The sequence below is a fragment of the Ruegeria sp. CDSC025 genome, assembly GCF_059610805.1.
Window position 1 is genome coordinate 382,672 of record NZ_JBXWOJ010000002.1, and the last position, 17,750, is coordinate 400,421.

General features: G+C 61.3%; 17 protein-coding genes and 1 riboswitch. Of the genes, 13 read left to right on the forward strand and 4 right to left on the reverse strand.

What is annotated here, in order from left to right; genetic code table 11:
* Window positions 1-602 precede the first annotated feature (602 nt).
* The 3 genes from AC2FH8_RS05080 to AC2FH8_RS05090 form a co-directional block, all read right to left on the reverse strand.
* Window positions 603-1,895 carry a type II toxin-antitoxin system HipA family toxin gene (locus tag AC2FH8_RS05080; protein WP_496684580.1) on the reverse strand — a complete coding sequence of 431 codons (1,293 nt, stop codon included), beginning with the start codon at window positions 1,893-1,895 and terminating at the stop codon, window positions 603-605.
* Window positions 1,895-2,140, reverse strand: coding sequence for a helix-turn-helix domain-containing protein (locus AC2FH8_RS05085; protein ID WP_025059995.1), 246 nt, complete (start codon window positions 2,138-2,140; stop codon window positions 1,895-1,897). The genes AC2FH8_RS05080 and AC2FH8_RS05085 overlap by 1 nt, the downstream gene beginning before the upstream one ends.
* Window positions 2,141-2,237: 97 nt before the next feature.
* Window positions 2,238-3,101 (reverse strand): hypothetical protein, encoded by an 864-nt coding sequence (locus tag AC2FH8_RS05090; RefSeq protein ID WP_496688586.1) that lies wholly within the window; start codon window positions 3,099-3,101, stop codon window positions 2,238-2,240.
* A gap of 534 nt (window positions 3,102-3,635) precedes the next feature.
* Window positions 3,636-3,842: riboswitch (cobalamin riboswitch) on the forward strand.
* Between the two features lie 94 nt (window positions 3,843-3,936).
* Between AC2FH8_RS05090 and AC2FH8_RS05095 the strand changes: the two genes are divergently transcribed.
* The 7 genes from AC2FH8_RS05095 to cobJ are packed head-to-tail and all read left to right on the forward strand — an operon-like array spanning window position 3,937 to window position 11,893.
* A complete protein-coding gene (locus tag AC2FH8_RS05095) occupies window positions 3,937-4,311 on the forward strand; it encodes a DUF1636 family protein (protein ID WP_496688588.1) in 375 nt (124 codons plus the stop codon).
* Window positions 4,312-4,313: 2 nt separating this feature from the next.
* The gene (gene cobW, locus AC2FH8_RS05100; protein ID WP_142632900.1) at window positions 4,314-5,369 is read left to right on the forward strand and encodes a cobalamin biosynthesis protein CobW; all 1,056 of its coding nucleotides are present in this window, start codon (window positions 4,314-4,316) and stop codon (window positions 5,367-5,369) included.
* Window positions 5,370-5,372: 3 nt separating this feature from the next.
* Window positions 5,373-8,666 (forward strand): cobaltochelatase subunit CobN, encoded by a 3,294-nt coding sequence (cobN, locus tag AC2FH8_RS05105; protein WP_496688595.1) that lies wholly within the window; start codon window positions 5,373-5,375, stop codon window positions 8,664-8,666.
* A complete protein-coding gene (cobG, locus tag AC2FH8_RS05110; protein ID WP_496688599.1) occupies window positions 8,663-9,790 on the forward strand; it encodes a precorrin-3B synthase in 1,128 nt (375 codons plus the stop codon). Before cobN ends, cobG begins: the two co-directional genes overlap by 4 nt.
* Complete coding sequence (locus AC2FH8_RS05115; protein ID WP_496688601.1) at window positions 9,790-10,419, forward strand: precorrin-8X methylmutase; 630 nt, start codon at window positions 9,790-9,792, stop codon at window positions 10,417-10,419. Before cobG ends, AC2FH8_RS05115 begins: the two co-directional genes overlap by 1 nt.
* Window positions 10,416-11,144 (forward strand): precorrin-2 C(20)-methyltransferase, encoded by a 729-nt coding sequence (locus AC2FH8_RS05120; protein WP_496688603.1) that lies wholly within the window; start codon window positions 10,416-10,418, stop codon window positions 11,142-11,144. The genes AC2FH8_RS05115 and AC2FH8_RS05120 overlap by 4 nt, the downstream gene beginning before the upstream one ends.
* A complete protein-coding gene (gene cobJ, locus AC2FH8_RS05125) occupies window positions 11,141-11,893 on the forward strand; it encodes a precorrin-3B C(17)-methyltransferase (protein WP_271947958.1) in 753 nt (250 codons plus the stop codon). The genes AC2FH8_RS05120 and cobJ overlap by 4 nt, the downstream gene beginning before the upstream one ends.
* Here the strand turns inward: cobJ and AC2FH8_RS05130 are convergent.
* Window positions 11,866-12,615 (reverse strand): cobalt-precorrin-6A reductase, encoded by a 750-nt coding sequence (locus AC2FH8_RS05130; RefSeq protein ID WP_271947960.1) that lies wholly within the window; start codon window positions 12,613-12,615, stop codon window positions 11,866-11,868. The genes cobJ and AC2FH8_RS05130 overlap by 28 nt on opposite strands.
* Here AC2FH8_RS05130 and cbiE point away from each other — a divergent pair.
* The 6 genes from cbiE to cobF are packed head-to-tail and all read left to right on the forward strand — an operon-like array spanning window position 12,614 to window position 17,739.
* Window positions 12,614-13,813 carry a precorrin-6y C5,15-methyltransferase (decarboxylating) subunit CbiE gene (cbiE, locus tag AC2FH8_RS05135; protein WP_496688605.1) on the forward strand — a complete coding sequence of 400 codons (1,200 nt, stop codon included), beginning with the start codon at window positions 12,614-12,616 and terminating at the stop codon, window positions 13,811-13,813. The genes AC2FH8_RS05130 and cbiE overlap by 2 nt on opposite strands.
* The gene (locus AC2FH8_RS05140; RefSeq protein ID WP_271948085.1) at window positions 13,810-14,178 is read left to right on the forward strand and encodes a cobalamin biosynthesis protein; all 369 of its coding nucleotides are present in this window, start codon (window positions 13,810-13,812) and stop codon (window positions 14,176-14,178) included. The genes cbiE and AC2FH8_RS05140 overlap by 4 nt, the downstream gene beginning before the upstream one ends.
* Complete coding sequence (cobM, locus tag AC2FH8_RS05145) at window positions 14,175-14,969, forward strand: precorrin-4 C(11)-methyltransferase (protein ID WP_271947964.1); 795 nt, start codon at window positions 14,175-14,177, stop codon at window positions 14,967-14,969. Before AC2FH8_RS05140 ends, cobM begins: the two co-directional genes overlap by 4 nt.
* A complete protein-coding gene (locus tag AC2FH8_RS05150; RefSeq protein ID WP_496688607.1) occupies window positions 14,956-16,278 on the forward strand; it encodes a cobyrinic acid a,c-diamide synthase CobB in 1,323 nt (440 codons plus the stop codon). The genes cobM and AC2FH8_RS05150 overlap by 14 nt, the downstream gene beginning before the upstream one ends.
* Window positions 16,275-17,003 (forward strand): uroporphyrinogen-III C-methyltransferase, encoded by a 729-nt coding sequence (cobA, locus tag AC2FH8_RS05155; protein ID WP_281994380.1) that lies wholly within the window; start codon window positions 16,275-16,277, stop codon window positions 17,001-17,003. The genes AC2FH8_RS05150 and cobA overlap by 4 nt, the downstream gene beginning before the upstream one ends.
* Window positions 16,996-17,739 (forward strand): precorrin-6A synthase (deacetylating), encoded by a 744-nt coding sequence (cobF, locus tag AC2FH8_RS05160; RefSeq protein ID WP_281994379.1) that lies wholly within the window; start codon window positions 16,996-16,998, stop codon window positions 17,737-17,739. Before cobA ends, cobF begins: the two co-directional genes overlap by 8 nt.
* Window positions 17,740-17,750 lie beyond the last annotated feature (11 nt).

The window sequence follows — 17,750 nt, forward strand, 5'->3', positions numbered from 1 at the left end:
CGCGGGCTTAAACTTTCAGTAGGGCCCGACCTAGCCCGCTGTATTCGGGTTGGGAGTTGAAGGAAATGTTCCTTAGGCAACCAAATTTCATCCTGATTACGGAGCAAGTTCGGACCCCGTATCCGAACACCAATGAAACAGTTCCTTATGTCCAAGGGTTGAAAACCGCTTCAGTGATTAAAACGATACCCGCTCTGTTAGCAAATTAGACACTCAACTAGAGGTCCAGTGCTGCGGTGCAGCTGACGATGGTTTGGTCCGCAACTTGGACATCGGCACCCAAAAACTCGCTGCGCTGTGAACGAACGGCCGGTTTTCTCTCTGCATCGCGGCTGACGCCTTTGTTGGTAGCCTTGCTGCACTTGCGAGTATTATAGCTGTGCCACTTCCGGTATGGGCTCTTTCCCGGCATTCTCTGCAATCGACCTAAAGGTCCGCTTTGGCGCCCACAAATATGGAAAACCCGATGCATCAAGTAGAATAGGGCCCCTGCGATCTCACAATCGCGGCGTAAACCGGCCCTACATACTTGTTACTTCACGAAGGCACGCCTGCCGCTCAATATGATCTACCTTTCATAAAGCGTAAATATGATCTGCGGATCATACGGCATGAAAGGCAGCCGCCCGACGTCGCACGCCAGCAACAATGGCTTCCGCCAATGGTTGTGGAAACTCATCCGGCAGGTCGGCTAGTGTTTTGTCCAGGGCGGGTTCAAGCTCTGTCGCGACGTTCGACAAGACCTCTTCCGCCAGCGCCACACCAAAACCTGCCGCCTTCGCAGCCTGCAGGAAATGACGCGGCACGACCTCGTTCATCCGGTAGTGCCCGTCGACCGCCATCGCGAGGCGCATCCGGTTCTGGCGAATTTGACCGTCATCCACGGCTTTCTGGGCGCTCAGCACATCATAAAGCGGGGTCATGCGGAAACCTCCGGGGCGCAATGCGATGCTGAAATTCTTGGCGTGACCGTCTGTCGCTCCCAAGAGCCAAAACAGCACCTGCGCGCGGAAGAAGGCACGCTGATCTGCTTCAGGGTCATCACTACCAGTCAACAACCCGATCCCTTCAGTGATCCCCGGCCCGCCATCCATTTGGTATTTCTGGCTGGGTGGAACTGAGAGCGCTTGGCAAAAGTCTTCCTGCGGGAGGCGGATCAAGCGACCATCCTTGGTCCAACGCCGATCGAACCGGGTCACAACAAGGCTCCGCACGTCCTCGAAGTCGGCAATCTCGACTTCAGCCACATCCATGCCCATGGCACGGCAAAAACTCATGCAGAAATACTCGTTCTCGACGCTGTCAGACAAATCGATCCCTGCGGGCAGAACGCCAAGCTGCGTCTTGAGGATATGGGTCGTTGGGGTGAGCCCCGATGGACGGATCCAAGCGCCCTCGTGGCGTAGCAGCGCCGTTTTCTCCTGCGCCCCTGCGATAGAAATGCGGAAGTCGTCTTCCTCGTCTAAGCCAAGGGGGGCACTTGCGAGGTTGCGTAACATATCCGCAATCTGTGCCTCGGAAACGGGCTCTCCCTCGAGTGCGCCAACCTCGGGGATCTCACCCGAAACGAACTGCAAGGCCCCCACACAATCGCGGCCGATCTTCTCCAGCATGTGCCACGCGTCCGTGCCGCCCGCACGCACCCGTGCAGCGACGCGCTCACGTATCGCCTGATTGTCCGGAAGCAGGTTTTCGAGGTAGGCAATGACAGGGCCGCCTTGGTGCGCCTCTTCGCGCAAAGGCAGTGATAACGAGATGGGCATGGCATGTTCCCACGACAGCCAGTCTGGATCATAGGTGAAGCTGATTGCGCCTGAGCCTGCAAGACCCAAAGCCCCCACCAGCTTTCCATTCAGAAGCACCTTCATCGTGCCGCTACGCCCGCGTTTCGCCATCAGAAGATATCCTCAATCTCTAGCGAGCCACCGCGCTCCACCAAGCGAAACTCAAGTCCAAGTGCCGCCATGACAGCGAGCACCGTGGCGAGCTTGGCTCCCGCGTCGCCATTCTCCAGCGACGAAATCGTCGCGACGCGCAAATTCGTGCGCGCACTGATATCGCTTTGGGTCCAGCCGCGCGCTTTGCGCGTCCGGCGAAGTGCCTCGCCGATCTGCTCGGCCGTTCGTGCTGTGAGGTCCATGATGTGGCTCCTTTTACGGCACAGCGTAAATTAAAACAAATTACGCTGCAACGTAAATATCTACTTTTTACGCCATGGCGTAACAATCGAGTCGCACTTATGCCTGCAGCCCCGCAGCGCGCACCTGCTCAGGCGTCACCAACTTTGAAACAATCAAGCCCTCGATCTGTCGGCTTGTAATGTGGCGACAAAGGGGGTGGCGTTCACGGATCCACTCGGCGAGGCTAGCGCGACCTTTGGCTTCGGCTTCTCGCGCCTTCTCGCGGTCGGCCTGGATCTGGGCCAGTCCCTTCTCCCACCGGCGCATCTTGAACCAGTTGTCCGAGAAACAGACCTTGCTGCGCGTATAGCCCTCGCTTTCCTTGGCATAGGCTTTGACCGCCTGCAGCAGATCATCGGGCTCTACCCCGGCCTTCACGGCCGCTGCGATCAAACGCAGACTGGTCCGCCGGTCTCGGATCCTGTCTTCGGGATAGGCCGCCAAGATCTTCTCAGATTCCAGATCTTCAACCTCCTCCGCCGCCTCGCGCCTGCGCGTAGGTGGTTTATGGTTGGTTTTAGGATGGTTTGGGGTCCACTGTGAACCCCGTACCCCGTTCACCGTGGACCCCGTACCGGGTCCAGGCTGGACGGGGTTCACAGTGACCCCCGTCTCAATGTCGGGCTCAGCCGTGGGTTCAAGCGCGGCCACGCGTTCCAGAACGATGCGGTAAATGACGGTGTAGCCGTTCTTGCACTGCCGCTGCCCCGTCTCGATCAGAATGCCTTCCCGCAGAAAGTCGATGATGGTGCGCTTTACCGTGCTCTCGCTGAGCTCTGTGTGGCGCTGGATCGTTCCCTTGGAGCACCAGACGCCCGAGCCGTCATCGCTCGCCTTGTCGGCCAGAAACATGATGATCTGCTTGCGCGCAGCGCTGCCAAAACGGCGCTCGGCGCATTCGTTTGCAACCGCCCAACTCATCAAATTATCCCAAGGTTAGAAACGATTTTGTGAGCATTCTGGATCGCAAAGAGCGTTGAAACTTTCGCTTTTTGTTCACTTTTTGTCAGGGGGTGTTTTGCACCCATAAGCCGTTGTTTTCGCTGCCTGTCTTTATGGATTGCAAATCCGTGTACACCGGTTCGATTCCGGTACTCGCCTCCAATACTTTCAAACAGTTGCTTCGCATTCGGCTTTTCGAGCCTGCGACATGCCGTCTCGCTACGGCAGTGCTCTGCTGAGTGAAGCTTGACACCGGATTGATCAGAAGGCGGTGAACTCACTGGCTCGGCCGGTAAATTTGACCGCTCTATCGAATCCACGCGATATGCCCTTTGAAGTAACGGGCCCGCGAATCCTTTCGTCTGGATATCTTCGAGGCGCAAAGCCCAAACTCGCCTGCCGTCATTTTGCATCTGACTGACCAAACATGCCGCTGACAGGCATTGGCAGGTCGCTTTTCCATTCTCGATGATTTCCGTGCGTCTGCCGCGCTTGACAAGCCCCCTGCCCGTGCCGCATGTCCCATCCGTTGGTGTCTGCACATGCAGATGAAAAGGGAATGCGTCAGCGGTCATCCGTCAAACGCAGCCGCCCCCGCGACCGTGACCGGAGAGGGTGCCCAAAGCCACTGGCCAGACAGGCCGGGAAGGCGGGACATCTGCCAGAGGCCAGCCTCTGACATCCGCAAGCCGGGAGACCTGCCAACATCCGAAGTTGAAACCGGACGGGGTGATCCGGTGTCGGGCCCATGTCGCAATACGTGGCCCGCATGAAACCCCGTCCCCCGCGAAGAGGATTTGGGGGGATGAGAGACATGACCGAGACCACACCTGTTGAACTGCTGGTGTGCACGACCTGCCGCCGCGGCCTGCCCGTCGAGAATGATGCAGATCGTCCTGGGGCGTTGCTGCACAAGGCGTTGGAGCAGGCAGAACTTCCTGATGGCGTCACTTTGAAGGCAGTAGAATGCCTTTCAAATTGCGATCAGGGCTGCTCGATTGTGCTGCGTGGCGGACCCGAACGTTGGACCTTTGTCTATGAGCATCTCGATGAAACCGATCATGTCGAGACCATTGTTGAAGGTGCGACCAAATATCTCGCGACCCAAGATGGCCTCGTTAAATGGCGCGAACGTCCTGAACATTTCCGCAAAAACTGTGCGGCCCGCATTCCCCCGATTGGAGCTTAGATATGAGCAATCTCGAAAAACTGCCCGTCACTGTGATCACCGGCTTTCTGGGCTCGGGAAAGACCACGCTGGTGCGTCATCTGATGCAGAACCCGCAGGGCAAGCGCCTGGCCATTGTGGTCAACGAGTTTGGAGATGTTGGCGTCGATGGCGATATCCTCAAATCCTGCGCGATCCCCGATTGCCCGGCGGAAAACATCATGGAATTGGCCAATGGATGCATCTGCTGCACCGTGGCAGATGATTTCATCCCGACCATCGAGGCGCTGATGGCGCTAGAGCCGCGCCCCGATCACATTCTGATCGAAACCTCTGGCTTGGCCCTGCCCAAGCCGCTGCTGAAAGCGTTCGACTGGCCGGATATCCGCTCGAAAATCACCGTGGATGGCGTAATTGCTCTGGCCGATGCCGAAGCTGTGGCCGCCGGTCGCTTTGCCCCGAATGTCGCTGCGGTGGATGCCCAGCGCCTGGCCGATGACTCGATTGATCACGAAACGCCGCTATCCGAGGTGTTCGAGGACCAGATCTCCTGCGCCGACATCATTCTGCTGACCAAGCCTGATCTTGCTGGCCCCGAGGGGGTCGCCAAGGCCAAGGAAATCATCGCGGCAGAGGCTCCGCGCCCGCTGCCCGTGGTCGAAGTGGCCGAAGGCGCTGTGGATGTACGTGTTGTGCTGGGGCTTGAGGCCGCTGCCGAAGATGACATGGAGGCACGTCCCAGCCATCACGATGGCCACCACGATCACGAGCATGATGATTTCGAAAGCATCATTGTCGAGCTGCCGGAACAGACCGATCCGGCCCAGCTGGTCGCCAATATCGAACGTCTGGCGAATGAACTGAACATCCTGCGGGTCAAAGGCTATGCCGCTGTTACCGGCAAACCCATGCGCCTTTTGGTGCAGGCAGTCGGGGCCCGTGTGCGTCATCAGTACGACCGCCCGTGGGAGCCAGGTGAAGAGCGTCGCTCGCGTCTGGTGGTCATCGCCGAGCATGACGACATCAAAGAGGCTGAAATCCGCGAAATCCTCGTGGGTGTGACCGAGGCTGCCGAGTAAACCATGCACGTCGTCTTCCGCGAAAGCCACGGGTTAGAGGAAACGGAGACCCCGACCGATCTGGGCCAGAGCCCGGCGGATCTGGTGGTGCTGTCCTTTTCCGACAGTGATCTTGGCGCTTTCGCGGCAGGCTGGCATCGTGGGGGTGGACCCGAAGGCCGGATGCCGACCCTGCGGCTGGCCAATCTAACGGCGCTGAAGCACCCGCTTTCTGTCGACACCTATGTCGAGCAGACGCTGGAGGGCGCCAAAGGCATTCTGATCCGCCTGATCGGTGGCGTGCCCTACTGGTCCTACGGATTGCAGCAGGTTCTGGCACTGGCCCACGCCAAAGGCATCGCTGTGGCAGTCCTGCCGGCGGATGGACGTGAAGATACGCGCCTGGATGACTATTCTACCCTGCCCGTTTCAACCCTGCGGCGGCTGGCGCATCTTTGCGACACAGGCGGTGAGGTCGCAGCGCAGGCTGCGCTGGCGCAAATGGCACTGGCCGCGGGGCTTTATTCTGGCCCAGTGATGGGGGCCAAGACGATCCCGGAATGTGGCGTATGGTGTCCGGATCGCGGTGTGATCCCGGCGGATACCGCATTCGCCGGTGATGCCAAGCGCATCCTCGTGACCTTCTATCGCGCCTATCTGACCTCGGCAGACACTGCCCCGGTCGCGGCCCTGATCCACCGTCTGCGTGCGCGTGGGTTTCAGGCTGTTGGCCTATTTGCGCCGTCGCTCAAAGCCCCTACCGCCGCTGACTGGCTGCGCGAACAGGTCGTAGCGCTGGCCCCCTCGGCAATCATCAACGCCACCTCCTTTTCGGGCAAAGGCGCCTCGGGAACGTCCCCGCTGGACGCCGCCAATGTGCCGGTATTTCAGGTCGCCTTGTCCACCGCACGCCGCAAGGCTTGGGTCGATGCGGAACGCGGGCTGTCCCCCGCCGACCTCGCAATGCATGTGGTCCTGCCCGAGGTGGATGGCCGCATTTCGGCGGGCATCGCTTCGTTCAAGGAACCGGGCAAGCGCGACCCGTATCTGGAATATTCCCGTTTTGCCCACCGCCACGAGCCGGAACGGGTTGAGGCGATCATAGACCGGGTGGACGGCTGGCTGCGCCTAAGCGACAAACCCAAGCCAGATCAGGTTCCAGCGTTGGTGCTGTCGACTTATCCCGGCAAGGACTGGCAGATGGCCCATGCGGTTGGCCTGGATGCGTTGGCCTCGGCCGAGGCGATGCTGTCCGATCTGCAGGCTGAAGGCTATGATACAGCACCCGGCGAACCGATAGCCGAGACGCTTTTGGATGCGCGACTGGCTTGGCCGCTCGCGGCCTATCAGACCGCGCTGGCAGACTTGCCGGAACAGTTGCAAACGGATCTGCAATCCATTTGGGGCAAGCCTGAGGACGACCCGGTTTTTGCCGATGGTGCGTTCCACTTTACCGCCTTGAACCGGGGCAAGACACTGATCGCGCTGCAACCGGAACGCGGCACGCCCGAGCTGCGCGATGACGACTATCACGATCTTTCGCGCACCCCGCGCCACAGCTATGTTGCCTTCTATCTCTGGCTGCGTAAGGGGCATGGCGCGGACGCGCTGATCCATATCGGCGCGCATGGCACGTTGGAATGGCTGCCAGGCAAATCGGTCGCCCTGTCCCAAAACTGCTGGCCTGAGGCGTTGGTCCGAGATCTGCCGGTGATCTACCCCTTTATCGTGAATGACCCCGGCGAGGCCGCACAGGCCAAGCGCCGGATCGGCGCGGTTACACTGGGCCATATCCCGCCCCCGATGCGAACAAGTGACACGCCGGACCGTATGGTGCGGCTGGAATCCCTGCTGGACGAATTCTCGAACGCCGACGGGCTGGACCCCAAACGCCGCGACCGACTACAAGAAGACATACGGGATGAGGCGCAGGCCATTGGTCTGGAAAGCGATCTGGGTCTGGATCAGGCAACCTGTACCGCCGAAGCGATCACCCGTATCGACCGATTTGTCTGCGACATCAAAGAAAGCCAGTTCGGCGACGGCTTGCACGTCTTTGGCCGCGTCCCCGAAGTGACCGGCAATTTTGATGCCACGCCTTCAGCGCATGCGGAACGTCAATCACTTTTGGACGCACTGGCCGGGAAACGGATCGAGGCTGGCCCGTCTGGCTCACCCTATCGCGGGCGCTCGGACGTGCTGCCGACAGGGCGAAATCTTTACACCACCGATCCGCGTTCGGTTCCAACACGCGCGGCCTATACCCAAGGTGTCAAACTGGCCGAGGAACTAGTGCGACGGCATCTGCAGGAAGAAGGCGATTACCCCAAGGGGCTGATTGTCGACCTCTGGGGCTCGGCCACGATGCGCACTGCGGGTGAAGAATTCGCCATGGCGCTTCACCTACTGGGTGTGAAACCGGTTTGGGACAAGGGGTCGGAGCGGGTTTCCGGTATCGAGGTGCTGCCAATCACTGATCTCAGCCGTCCACGGCTAGACGTGACCTTGCGTGTCTCGGGCCTGTTCCGCGATGTATTCCCGACGCTTTCTGCGCTGTATGGCCAGGCAGTGCGAGCATTGTGTGAACGGGACGAGGCAGCAGACTGGAACCCATATGCCGGGCAGGCACCGGCCGCCCGTGTCTATGGCCCCGCCCCCGGCAGCTATGGCCTGAACATGACGCAGCTATCCGAAATCTATACGGACGAAGCGCGCACACAGGCCGGTCAGGCTTGGCTGGATGCCAGTTCCTTTGCGCTTGAGGGCGAGCAAATTGCACGGGATGTCGATGGTATTACCCAACGCGTTGCCCACGCCGATAGCTTTGTTCACCTTCAGGACCTGACCGAAACCGATCTGCTGTTGGCCAATGACTATGCCACGCATGAGGCCGGTTTTGCCGCCGCCAAGAAAGTCACTGGCGGTACTGCGCAGCTGTACCATCTGGACAATACCAACCCAGACACCCCCCGCGCCCGAACCCTCTCTGAGGAAATCAGCCGCGTTGTCCACGCGCGCGCGGCTAATCCTGACTGGATCGCAGGAATGCAACGGCACGGATTCCGCGGCGCCGCCGAGATCGCGGCAACGCTGGATCATATGGCAAGCTTTGCCCATCTGTCGGGAACCGTTGCACCGCATCTGTTTGACATCTACCACGATGCCACACTGGGTAACGCCGAGGTTGATGCCTTTCTGCAAGAGAAGAACCCACAGGCGCATCAGGCCATGCAGGACCGGTTCCGTGCTCTGCTCGAGGCTGGCCTGTGGAACACGCGCCGAAACTCGATCCGAGCCGATCTGGAGGGGTTGGGATGAGTGCACCGATCGTTCAGGGCTGGTGCCCCGGCGCCCATCGCCCGATGATGTCGGGGGACGGGTTGGTCGTGCGGGTTCGGCCGCGGCTGGCGCGCCTTGAGGCAGCGCAGATGTTAGGCCTGTGCGAACTTGCCGACCGGTTCGGCAATGGCACCATTGACCTGACCATCCGCGCCAATCTGCAACTGCGCGGTGTGGCCGAGGCCGATCACCAACCTTTGCTGGAAGAACTCGCTGCGCTGAACCTTTTGGATGCGGAACCGGGTATCGAGGTGCGGCGCAATATTCTGGTGACACCGCTCTACCAATCCGGCGATCTTACCGCACGACTGACGCAGGAACTGATCGACCGGTTGGGCGAATTGCCGTCGCTACCAGCCAAGTTTGGGTTTGCCATCGACACCGGACCAAATCGCCTGTTGGTCGGGGATTCCGCGGATATCCGGCTGGAGACAGGCCCCGAGGGGCTGATCCTACGCGCTGATGGGGCCGAAACAGGGCGTCGCGTGACCGAAAAAATCGCCATCGACCACCTGATCGCGCTGGCCGAATGGTTCGCGGATCACCACACGCCCGAGGCCCGGCGCATGGCCCGCGTGGTTGCGACACAAGATTTGCCGTCAGAATGCCAAGGCAGCGCACCGGGTGATGTTGGCGCTCTGCCTGAGCCGGGCATCGTGGAACTGGGTGCGTTTTACGGAGCCGCGTTCGGTCAGTTGCCAGCGCGCGGGCTTGCGGGGCTGATTGAGACCTGCGGTGCCTCTGCGCTGCGGGTCACCCCTTGGCGGCTGTTCCTGATGGAAGGCGGGGCGGCGATACCCGCCCCAGCGTTCGTCACCGATGGCACCGACCCGCTGATGACCACTGACGCCTGCCCCGGCGCCCCGCTCTGCCCGCAGGCGCAGGTGGAGACCCGCGATATCGCCCGCGCGCTTGCCTCGCGTATTCCCGGCCACTTGCATGTCTCGGGCTGTGCCAAAGGATGCGCGCGCATGGGACCAGCTGATGTCACCCTGGTCGGCCACGATGGTCGATTTGATCTTGTCAAACAAGGCCGCGCGGGAGATGAGCCAAACCTGCGCGGGTTAAGCCCCGAAACACTTATGACCATGGACTTCTCCTGATGCCCTATGAATACGAAACCGACGGCGCGGCGATCTACAAACAAAGCTTTGCCACCATCCGGTCCGAGGCCGATCTGGCACGGTTCGACGCCGATGAGGAACAGGTCGCCGTTCGGATGATCCACGCGGCAGGTATGGTGGGGTTGGAAGAGTTCGTGCATTTCTCACCCGGTTTTGTGACCTCGGCCCGTGCCGCGGTGGAAGACGGCGCACCGATCCTGTGCGACGCCCGCATGGTCAGCGAGGGTGTCACCCGGTTCCGCCTGCCCGCCGATAACGAGGTGATCTGCACCCTGCACGACGAACGTGTGCGTCCGCTGGCTGCCGAGATGAGCAACACCCGGTCCGCCGCTGCGCTGGAGTTGTGGCGCCCGCATCTGCAAGGCGCCGTGGTGGCCATCGGTAATGCGCCCACCGCGCTGTTCCACCTGCTGAACATGCTGGAAGACCCCGACTGCCCGCGCCCTGCGGCCATCATCGGCTGCCCGGTGGGCTTTGTCGGTGCGGTCGAATCTAAAGACGCTCTGTGGGAGGCGCAGCCTGTGCCGTCCTGCATCGTCAAGGGTCGCCTTGGTGGCAGCGCCATCACGGTCGCCGCGGTCAACGCCATCGCGAGCCGCGCCGAATGAACGCGGGCAAGATATACGGTGTCGGCCTCGGCCCCGGCGATCCGGACCTGATGAGCGTCAGGGCCGACCGCCTACTGCGCACTGCCCGCCACGTGGCCTTTTTCCGCAAACCGGGTCGCAGTGGTCAGGCCCGCAAGATCGTCAATGGCATGATCCCAGAAGGCGCGGTGGAATTCCCGATGGAATACCCCGTGACCACAGAAATTCCATTGAGTGATCCGCGGTACAATGAGCTGCTCTCGGCGTTTTATGAAGATTGTGCCGCGCATCTGAAGACACTGTCGGATCAGGGCGAAGACGTGGTGGTCCTGTGCGAGGGTGATCCGTTCTTCTACGGATCATTCATGCATCTTTACAATCGATTACGTAGCGAGGCTAAAGTTGAAGTCGTGCCTGCGATCACCGGTATGTCCGGCGCGTGGACCGCAACCGGCGACCCCATCACCTGGGGAGACGACGTATTGACCGTGCTGGTCGGCACATTGCCCGAAGACGATCTGGCCCACCGAATGGCCCAAACCGACGCGCTGGTGGTGATGAAGATCGGGCGCAATATCGACAAAGTGAAGCGGGCCCTGAAGACGGCCGGTTTGTATGACCGTGCTTGGATCGTGGAATACGCTCAGATGCCCAATCAACGCGTGTGCAAATTGTCGGAAAATTGCGAGGGGATCACTCCGTATTTCTCGATCATCATCGTTCACGGACAAGGGCGGCGGCCATGAGCGGTTGGGTCAAGATCGCAGGACTCGGGCCAGGAAACGAGGCTTTGGTGACGCCCGAAGTGACCGCTGCGCTGGCTGGGGCGACGGATGTCGTCGGCTACATTCCTTACGTCGCGCGCATCGCCGAACGCCCCGGCCTGACGCTGCATGCCAGCGACAACCGGGTTGAGATCGACCGCTCTCAGCATGCGTTGCAAATGGCGGCCGAAGGGAAGCGCGTAGTGGTCGTATCCTCGGGCGATCCGGGCGTATTTGCCATGGCAGCAGCGGTGTTCGAAGCGCTGGAGAACGGCCCCCGTGAATGGCGCGACCTATCGGTTGAGGTGCTGCCCGGGATCACCGCGATGCTTGCGGCCTCCGCCCGCGCTGGCGCCCCGCTTGGGCATGATTTCTGCACCATCAACCTGAGTGACAACCTCAAACCTTGGCCTCTGATTGAGAAGCGCCTGCGTCTGGCCGCGCAAGCGGATTTCGCGATGGCGTTTTACAACCCGCGCTCGAAATCCCGCCCCGAAGGCTTTGTCAAAACGCTGGAAATCCTGCGCGAAGAATGTGAACCCGAGCGGCTGATCCTGTTCGCCCGCGCTGTCAGCCGGGCGGATGAGGCAATCCGGATTTCAACCTTGGTCGAGGCCACGCCTGATATGGCCGATATGCAGACCGTTGTCATCGTCGGCTCATCGCTGACCCGCGTGATAGAACGCGCCGGTGACCCGATCGTCTATACGCCGAGGTTCACCCCGGAATGAGCCAGCCAGTCCAGAACCTGCGGAACGCTCGACAGTTCCAGCCGCTGCGGCAGGGCTGGACGGTCGATCATCAACACCGGTATGTCCAGCGCCCGCGCGGCGTCCAGCTTGGCGCGCGCGCCGGCGCCGCCCGCGTTCTTGGATACCACCAGTTGCGTGCCGTGGCGCTGCATCAACGCCCGGTCATCAGCCTCGGCAAAGGGTCCGCGCGCCACGACAACCTCGCAATTCGGCAAGGGCAGGACATCGGGTTCATCCACCAGCCGCAACAGGTAATGGTTCTGGGGCTGGCTGACGAAATCTTCGAGATGCATGCGCCCGACCGCAAGAAACACGCGCTGCGGATTACCGGACAAAGCGGCCACCGCTGCGGCGATATCCGGGACGCGCAGCCAGGTGTCACCGGGCTGCGGTGCCCATTCGGGCCGTGTCAGCGCAACAAGTGGAATCTGCGCCGCATGGCAGGCCTCAATCGCGTTACGGCTCATCCCGGCAGCAAACGGGTGGGTCGCGTCGATAACGTGGCTTATGCTGTGGTCATGGATATATTTCACCAGCCCTTCGGCCCCACCGAACCCACCAACACGCACCGGCAGGGCTTGCGGGCGCGGGTTGTCCACGCGTCCTGCATAGGAGTAGGTCGCGGGAATACCCCGGTCGGCAATGGCTTTTGCCAGCGCGTTGGCCTCGGTCGTGCCGCCCAATATCAGGAGGTTGGACATGTCTGAAGCTCCGTGGCTGACCGTTTTGGGTTTGGGCGAAGATGGACTGGATGGCTTGCCCCCCGCAAGCCGTCAAGTGCTGGAACGCGCTGAAATCATCATGGGGCCACCGCGACACCTGTCCTTGGTTCCCGATTTCGGAGCCCAGCAGGTGGAATGGCCTGTGCCCTTTGCCGATGGTCTGCCGATCCTGACCGGTTTTCGCGGGCGATCAACCGTGGTTCTGGCCTCGGGTGATCCGTTCTGGTTCGGCGCCGGATCCGTGATCGCGCGGAATTTCGAAGCCGGGGAATGGGCCGCCCTACCCGGCCAATCCACTTTTTCGCTGGCCGCTGCGCGGTTGGGTTGGCCGCTGGAAAGCACGCAGACATTTGGTCTGCATGCAGCCCCGCTGACCCGCCTGCGCCCCCATCTGGCCCCCGGCCTGCGCGCGATTCTGCTATTGCGCGATGGCAAGGCCGTGACCGAGCTGGCCACCTATCTGACCGACACTGGTTTTGCCGACACACATCTGCACGTGATGGAGGCCTTGGGCGGCCCGCGTGAACGGGCGCGCAGTGTCTCGCTGACCGAGGCGCTGCTGGGTGGGTTCGATCACCCGGTATGCGTCGGGCTCGAGGTTGCTGGCGGCGGGCAGGCCTTGCCGCGCGCCTCTGGCAAGCCGGATGAGATTTTTGAGACCGATGGGCAGATAACCAAACGCCCTATCCGTGCGCTGACCCTATCGGCGCTGGCCCCGCAGCGGGACGAGCATCTGTGGGACATTGGCGGTGGCACCGGGTCAATCAGCATCGAATGGCTGATGTGTGATCCAACGCTCAGCGCCACAACGATCGAACCCCGCGAAGACCGCGCCCAGCGCATTCGCCGAAATGCCGACGCGCTGGGTCAAGACCGGCTGCAAGTCGTGCATGGCACAGCCCCGGATGCGCTGGACGGCCTGCCCCTACCCGATGTCGTGTTCATTGGCGGCGGGCTGAGCAGTGAGCTGTTGCAATGGCTGCATACAACCCTGCCCTCCGGCACGCGGCTGGTGGCCAACGCGGTGACGCTGGAGAGCGAAGCGCTGCTGGCGCAATGGCAGGATAAGCTGGGCGGTGAGCTGCTGCGGATCGAATTGGCACAGGCTTCGGCCCTGGGGCCACGGCGCGGTTGGAAATCGGCCTATCCGGTGGTGCAATGGAGCGTCACGTTATGATCGTCGCAGGCATCGGATTTTCCTCGACCGCTACGCTGGACAGCCTGCGCGCCGCCTATGATCAGGCGAGTGCCGGCCACGCTGTGGACGCGCTGGCCACAGTTGCCGACAAGGAAGGTCACGCCGCGCTGACAGATTTTGCCTCGACCATTGCCCTGCCGCTGCATTTCATTGCCCCCGCCGATCTGGCCGGGCAGCGCACCCTCACCTGCTCGACCCGCAGCCGCGCCACCTATGGCACCGGCAGCGTTGCCGAAGCGACCGCCCTTGCCGCCGCCGGACCTGGTGCGCGGCTGATCTCACCCCGACAGATTTCAGACGACCGGCTGGCCACCTGCGCCATCGCCATCGGAGGACAGACATGACCGTTCATTTCATTGGCGCCGGACCGGGCGCCGCCGACCTGCTGACCCTGCGCGGGCGCGATATCATCGCCGCTTGCCCGGTCTGCCTGTATGCGGGTTCGCTGGTGCCAGAGGAAATTCTGGACCATTGCCCCGACGACGCCAAGATCGTGAACACGGCGGCGATGGATCTGGACCAGATCATGGCCGAAATCGCAACCGCACATCAGGCCGGTCTGGATGTTGCGCGACTGCATTCCGGCGACCTGTCGGTCTGGTCCGCGATGGGCGAGCAGATCCGCCGCTTGAAAGAGCTGGGCATCCCGGTCAGCGTGACCCCTGGCGTGCCGTCTTTTGCCGCTGCGGCCGCATCACTGGGCACGGAACTGACCCTGCCCGGACTTGCGCAATCAGTGGTCCTGACCCGGACACCGGGACGCGCATCGTCGATGCCCGAGGGCGAGACGTTGGCGAATTTTGCCCGTACCGGGGCGACGCTGGCCATCCACCTGTCGATCGGCAATCTGGGTACGGTGATCGCCGATCTGACACCTGCCTATGGGGCCGACTGCCCGGTGGCCGTTGTCTATCGTGCCAGCTGGCCCGATGAGCGGATCATCCGTGCGACGCTGGCAACCCTAAAAGACGCGTTGGACGAGAGCATCTCGCGCACTGCGCTGATCATGGTTGGCCCGGCACTGGCTGGCGAAGGATTCGACGAAAGCTGCCTGTATTCAAAGGATTACGACCGCCGGTATCGCCCGCAAAGCGCGGACAGCCCTTGGTCAAGCTGGAGCCATGGTGATGACTAACCCTCCGGGTATTCTGATTTCGGCACCGTCTTCGGGGACTGGCAAGACCACCGTGATGCTGGGCCTGCTGCGTGCGCTGGCCGAGGATGGCCTGACCGTCCAACCATTCAAAAGCGGCCCTGACTATATCGACCCGGCCTTTCACCGGGCGGCGGCTGGGCGCGCCTCGTTCAATCTGGACAGCTGGGCGATGGGCGATCCTCTGCTGAACGCAATATCGGCACAGGCTGACGGCGCGGATATCGTCGTAGCCGAAGGATCGATGGGTCTGTTCGACGGTGTCGCCAAACCCGGTGAGATTGGCCATGGATCTAGCGCGGAAACTGCGCAGCGTATGGGCTGGCCTGTGGTGTTGGTTCTGGATGTCGGCGGTCAGGCGCAATCAGCTGCAGCCACGGCGCTGGGGTTTCGGATGTACAACCCCGACCTGCCCTTTGCCGGGGTAATTTTGAACCGCTGCGCCAGCCCGCGTCACGAGCGTCTGACCCGGTTGGGTATGGAACGTGCAGGCCTGCCGGTTCTGGGCGTTCTGCCACGACGCGGAGACCTGACACTTCCCGAGCGGCACTTAGGTTTGATCCAGGCGGTGGAACATCCCGATCTGGAAAGCGCCATTGTCGGCTATGCTGCGTTCCTGCGTGAACATGTCGATCTGGAGGCGATCAAGCGGGCGGCTTCCTCAAGCCCAAATAGGCCATCGTCAGCCGTGCTACCCCGCCCTCCGGCGCAGCGGATCGCACTGGCGCGGGATGCTGCGTTTTCGTTCACCTATCCGCATTTGCTGGAAGGCTGGCGCACGGCGGGTGCAGAAATCCTACCGTTTTCACCGCTGGCGAATGAAGCCCCTGCCCCGGATGCCGATCTGGTCTGGCTGCCGGGTGGGTATCCCGAGTTGCACGCAGCCACATTGGCCGCCGCCAACACCTTCCAGACTGGGCTGCGCAAACATGCCGAGACAAGACCTGTGCATGGCGAATGCGGGGGCTACATGGCGCTGGGTCAGGCGTTGATCGACAAAGAGGGTGCCCGGCACGAAATGGCGGGCCTTCTGGGCCTTGTGACCTCCTATGAAAAGCGCAAGTTCAACCTGGGTTATCGCAAGGCGGAATTATTGGCCCCAATGGCCGGATTTGCCGAAGGCACAGCGCTACGCGGGCATGAGTTCCACTATTCCTCGATCATCGAACAGCCTGACGCCCCGCTGGCGCGCGTGTTCGACGCCGAAGGCGCGGAAGGCCCGCAAACCGGATCGGTGCGAAACAATGTCACCGGGACATTCTTTCATCTGATCGCCGAGGCCTCGGCATGAGTGGTTTTGTGTCCTTCATCGGTTCAGGCCCCGGCGACCCGGAATTGCTGACACTGAAGGCGGTAGACAGGATGCAGAAAGCCGATGCGGTGCTGTTTGATGACCTCAGCAGTGGCCCGATCCTGAGCCACGCGCGTGAGGATGCTGATCTGGTTGGTGTCGGCAAACGCGCCGGGCGCCCCTCGCCCAAGCAGGATCACGTCAGCCGCTTGTTGGTCGAATATGCACAAACCGGTCAGCATGTTGTGCGGTTGAAATCCGGTGATGGCGGCATGTTCGGCCGGCTTGAAGAAGAACTGGTGGCCCTGCAAGAGGCCGGGATCGACTATGAAATCATCCCCGGCATCCCCTCGGCGGTAGCGGCGGCGGCAGCGGCGGGCATTCCGCTGACCCGGCGACTGACCGCGCGGCGCGTGCAATTCGTCACCGGCCACGATGTCAGTGGCAAACTGCCCGAAGATCTGAACCTGGCAGCACTGGCTGATCCACAGGCTACGACCGTCGTGTTTATGGGCAAGCGCACCTTTCCCCTTTTGGTCAGGGCCTTACATTCCCACGGCCTTTCGCTGGATACACCTGCTTTGATGGCCGAATCCGTCTCGACCCCCGAACAAAAGCTGCAACGCTCGACCATCGGTGCCTTGTCGCAGCAGTTGGAAACCGAGATCGGCACCGCCCCGGCCCTGATCCTGTATGGACCTCTGGCAGAGTTCGAAAATGATTGACCTGACGCTGATCGGTATTGGCACCGGCAACCCGGATCATGTGACATTTCAAGGGGCGCAGGCGATCCGTTCGGCGGACCTGATCCTGATCCCCCGCAAGGGCGAAAACAAGGCCGATCTGGCAGGGCTGCGCGAGCAGATCATCGCTCAGGTCGCGGATACCCCTCCGCAAATCGCGTATTTCGACATTCCCAAACGCCGTGCCGATGATGGCTATTTACGCGGAGTGGACGAATGGCACGACGCGATTGCATTGCGCTGGAAGGAGGCCATCGCAGCCCACCCGAAGGCCCGCCATGTGGCGCTGCTGATCTGGGGGGATCCGTCGCTGTATGACAGTTCGCTGCGAATCGCGGCACGTTTGACCCCTCAGCCAGAAACACGGGTGATTCCCGGCATAACCGCGCTGCAAGCGCTGACGGCGGCCCATGCGATTCCGATCAACGAACTGGGCGCGCCCTATATCGTAACAACTGGTCGTCGCATCCGGGACGAAGGATGGCCGGAAACCGCAGAAAACGTGGCGGTGATGCTGGATGGCGAATGTTCCTTCCAAAACCTGAACATGGAAGAATTGGACATTTGGTGGGGCGCATATGTCGGCATGAAAGAGGAAATCCTGATCAAAGGCCCTTTGGCCGAGGTTGCGCAGCAGATTCTAGACCGCCGCGCCCATGCCCGTGCCGACCATGGTTGGATCATGGATATTTATTTGCTGAAAAAGCGCATAATCTGACACAATACGTC

Coding starts and splice junctions, on each gene's coding strand:
- AC2FH8_RS05080 (WP_496684580.1), bottom strand. CDS start 1,895: ATGGCGAAACGCGGGCGTAGCGGCACGATGAAGGTGCTTCTGAATGGA.
- AC2FH8_RS05085 (WP_025059995.1), bottom strand. CDS start 2,140: ATGGACCTCACAGCACGAACGGCCGAGCAGATCGGCGAGGCACTTCGC.
- AC2FH8_RS05090 (WP_496688586.1), bottom strand. CDS start 3,101: ATGAGTTGGGCGGTTGCAAACGAATGCGCCGAGCGCCGTTTTGGCAGC.
- AC2FH8_RS05095 (WP_496688588.1), top strand. CDS start 3,937: ATGACCGAGACCACACCTGTTGAACTGCTGGTGTGCACGACCTGCCGC.
- cobW (WP_142632900.1), top strand. CDS start 4,314: ATGAGCAATCTCGAAAAACTGCCCGTCACTGTGATCACCGGCTTTCTG.
- cobN (WP_496688595.1), top strand. CDS start 5,373: ATGCACGTCGTCTTCCGCGAAAGCCACGGGTTAGAGGAAACGGAGACC.
- cobG (WP_496688599.1), top strand. CDS start 8,663: ATGAGTGCACCGATCGTTCAGGGCTGGTGCCCCGGCGCCCATCGCCCG.
- AC2FH8_RS05115 (WP_496688601.1), top strand. CDS start 9,790: ATGCCCTATGAATACGAAACCGACGGCGCGGCGATCTACAAACAAAGC.
- AC2FH8_RS05120 (WP_496688603.1), top strand. CDS start 10,416: ATGAACGCGGGCAAGATATACGGTGTCGGCCTCGGCCCCGGCGATCCG.
- cobJ (WP_271947958.1), top strand. CDS start 11,141: ATGAGCGGTTGGGTCAAGATCGCAGGACTCGGGCCAGGAAACGAGGCT.
- cbiE (WP_496688605.1), top strand. CDS start 12,614: ATGTCTGAAGCTCCGTGGCTGACCGTTTTGGGTTTGGGCGAAGATGGA.
- AC2FH8_RS05130 (WP_271947960.1), bottom strand. CDS start 12,615: ATGTCCAACCTCCTGATATTGGGCGGCACGACCGAGGCCAACGCGCTG.
- AC2FH8_RS05140 (WP_271948085.1), top strand. CDS start 13,810: ATGATCGTCGCAGGCATCGGATTTTCCTCGACCGCTACGCTGGACAGC.
- cobM (WP_271947964.1), top strand. CDS start 14,175: ATGACCGTTCATTTCATTGGCGCCGGACCGGGCGCCGCCGACCTGCTG.
- AC2FH8_RS05150 (WP_496688607.1), top strand. CDS start 14,956: ATGGTGATGACTAACCCTCCGGGTATTCTGATTTCGGCACCGTCTTCG.
- cobA (WP_281994380.1), top strand. CDS start 16,275: ATGAGTGGTTTTGTGTCCTTCATCGGTTCAGGCCCCGGCGACCCGGAA.
- cobF (WP_281994379.1), top strand. CDS start 16,996: ATGATTGACCTGACGCTGATCGGTATTGGCACCGGCAACCCGGATCAT.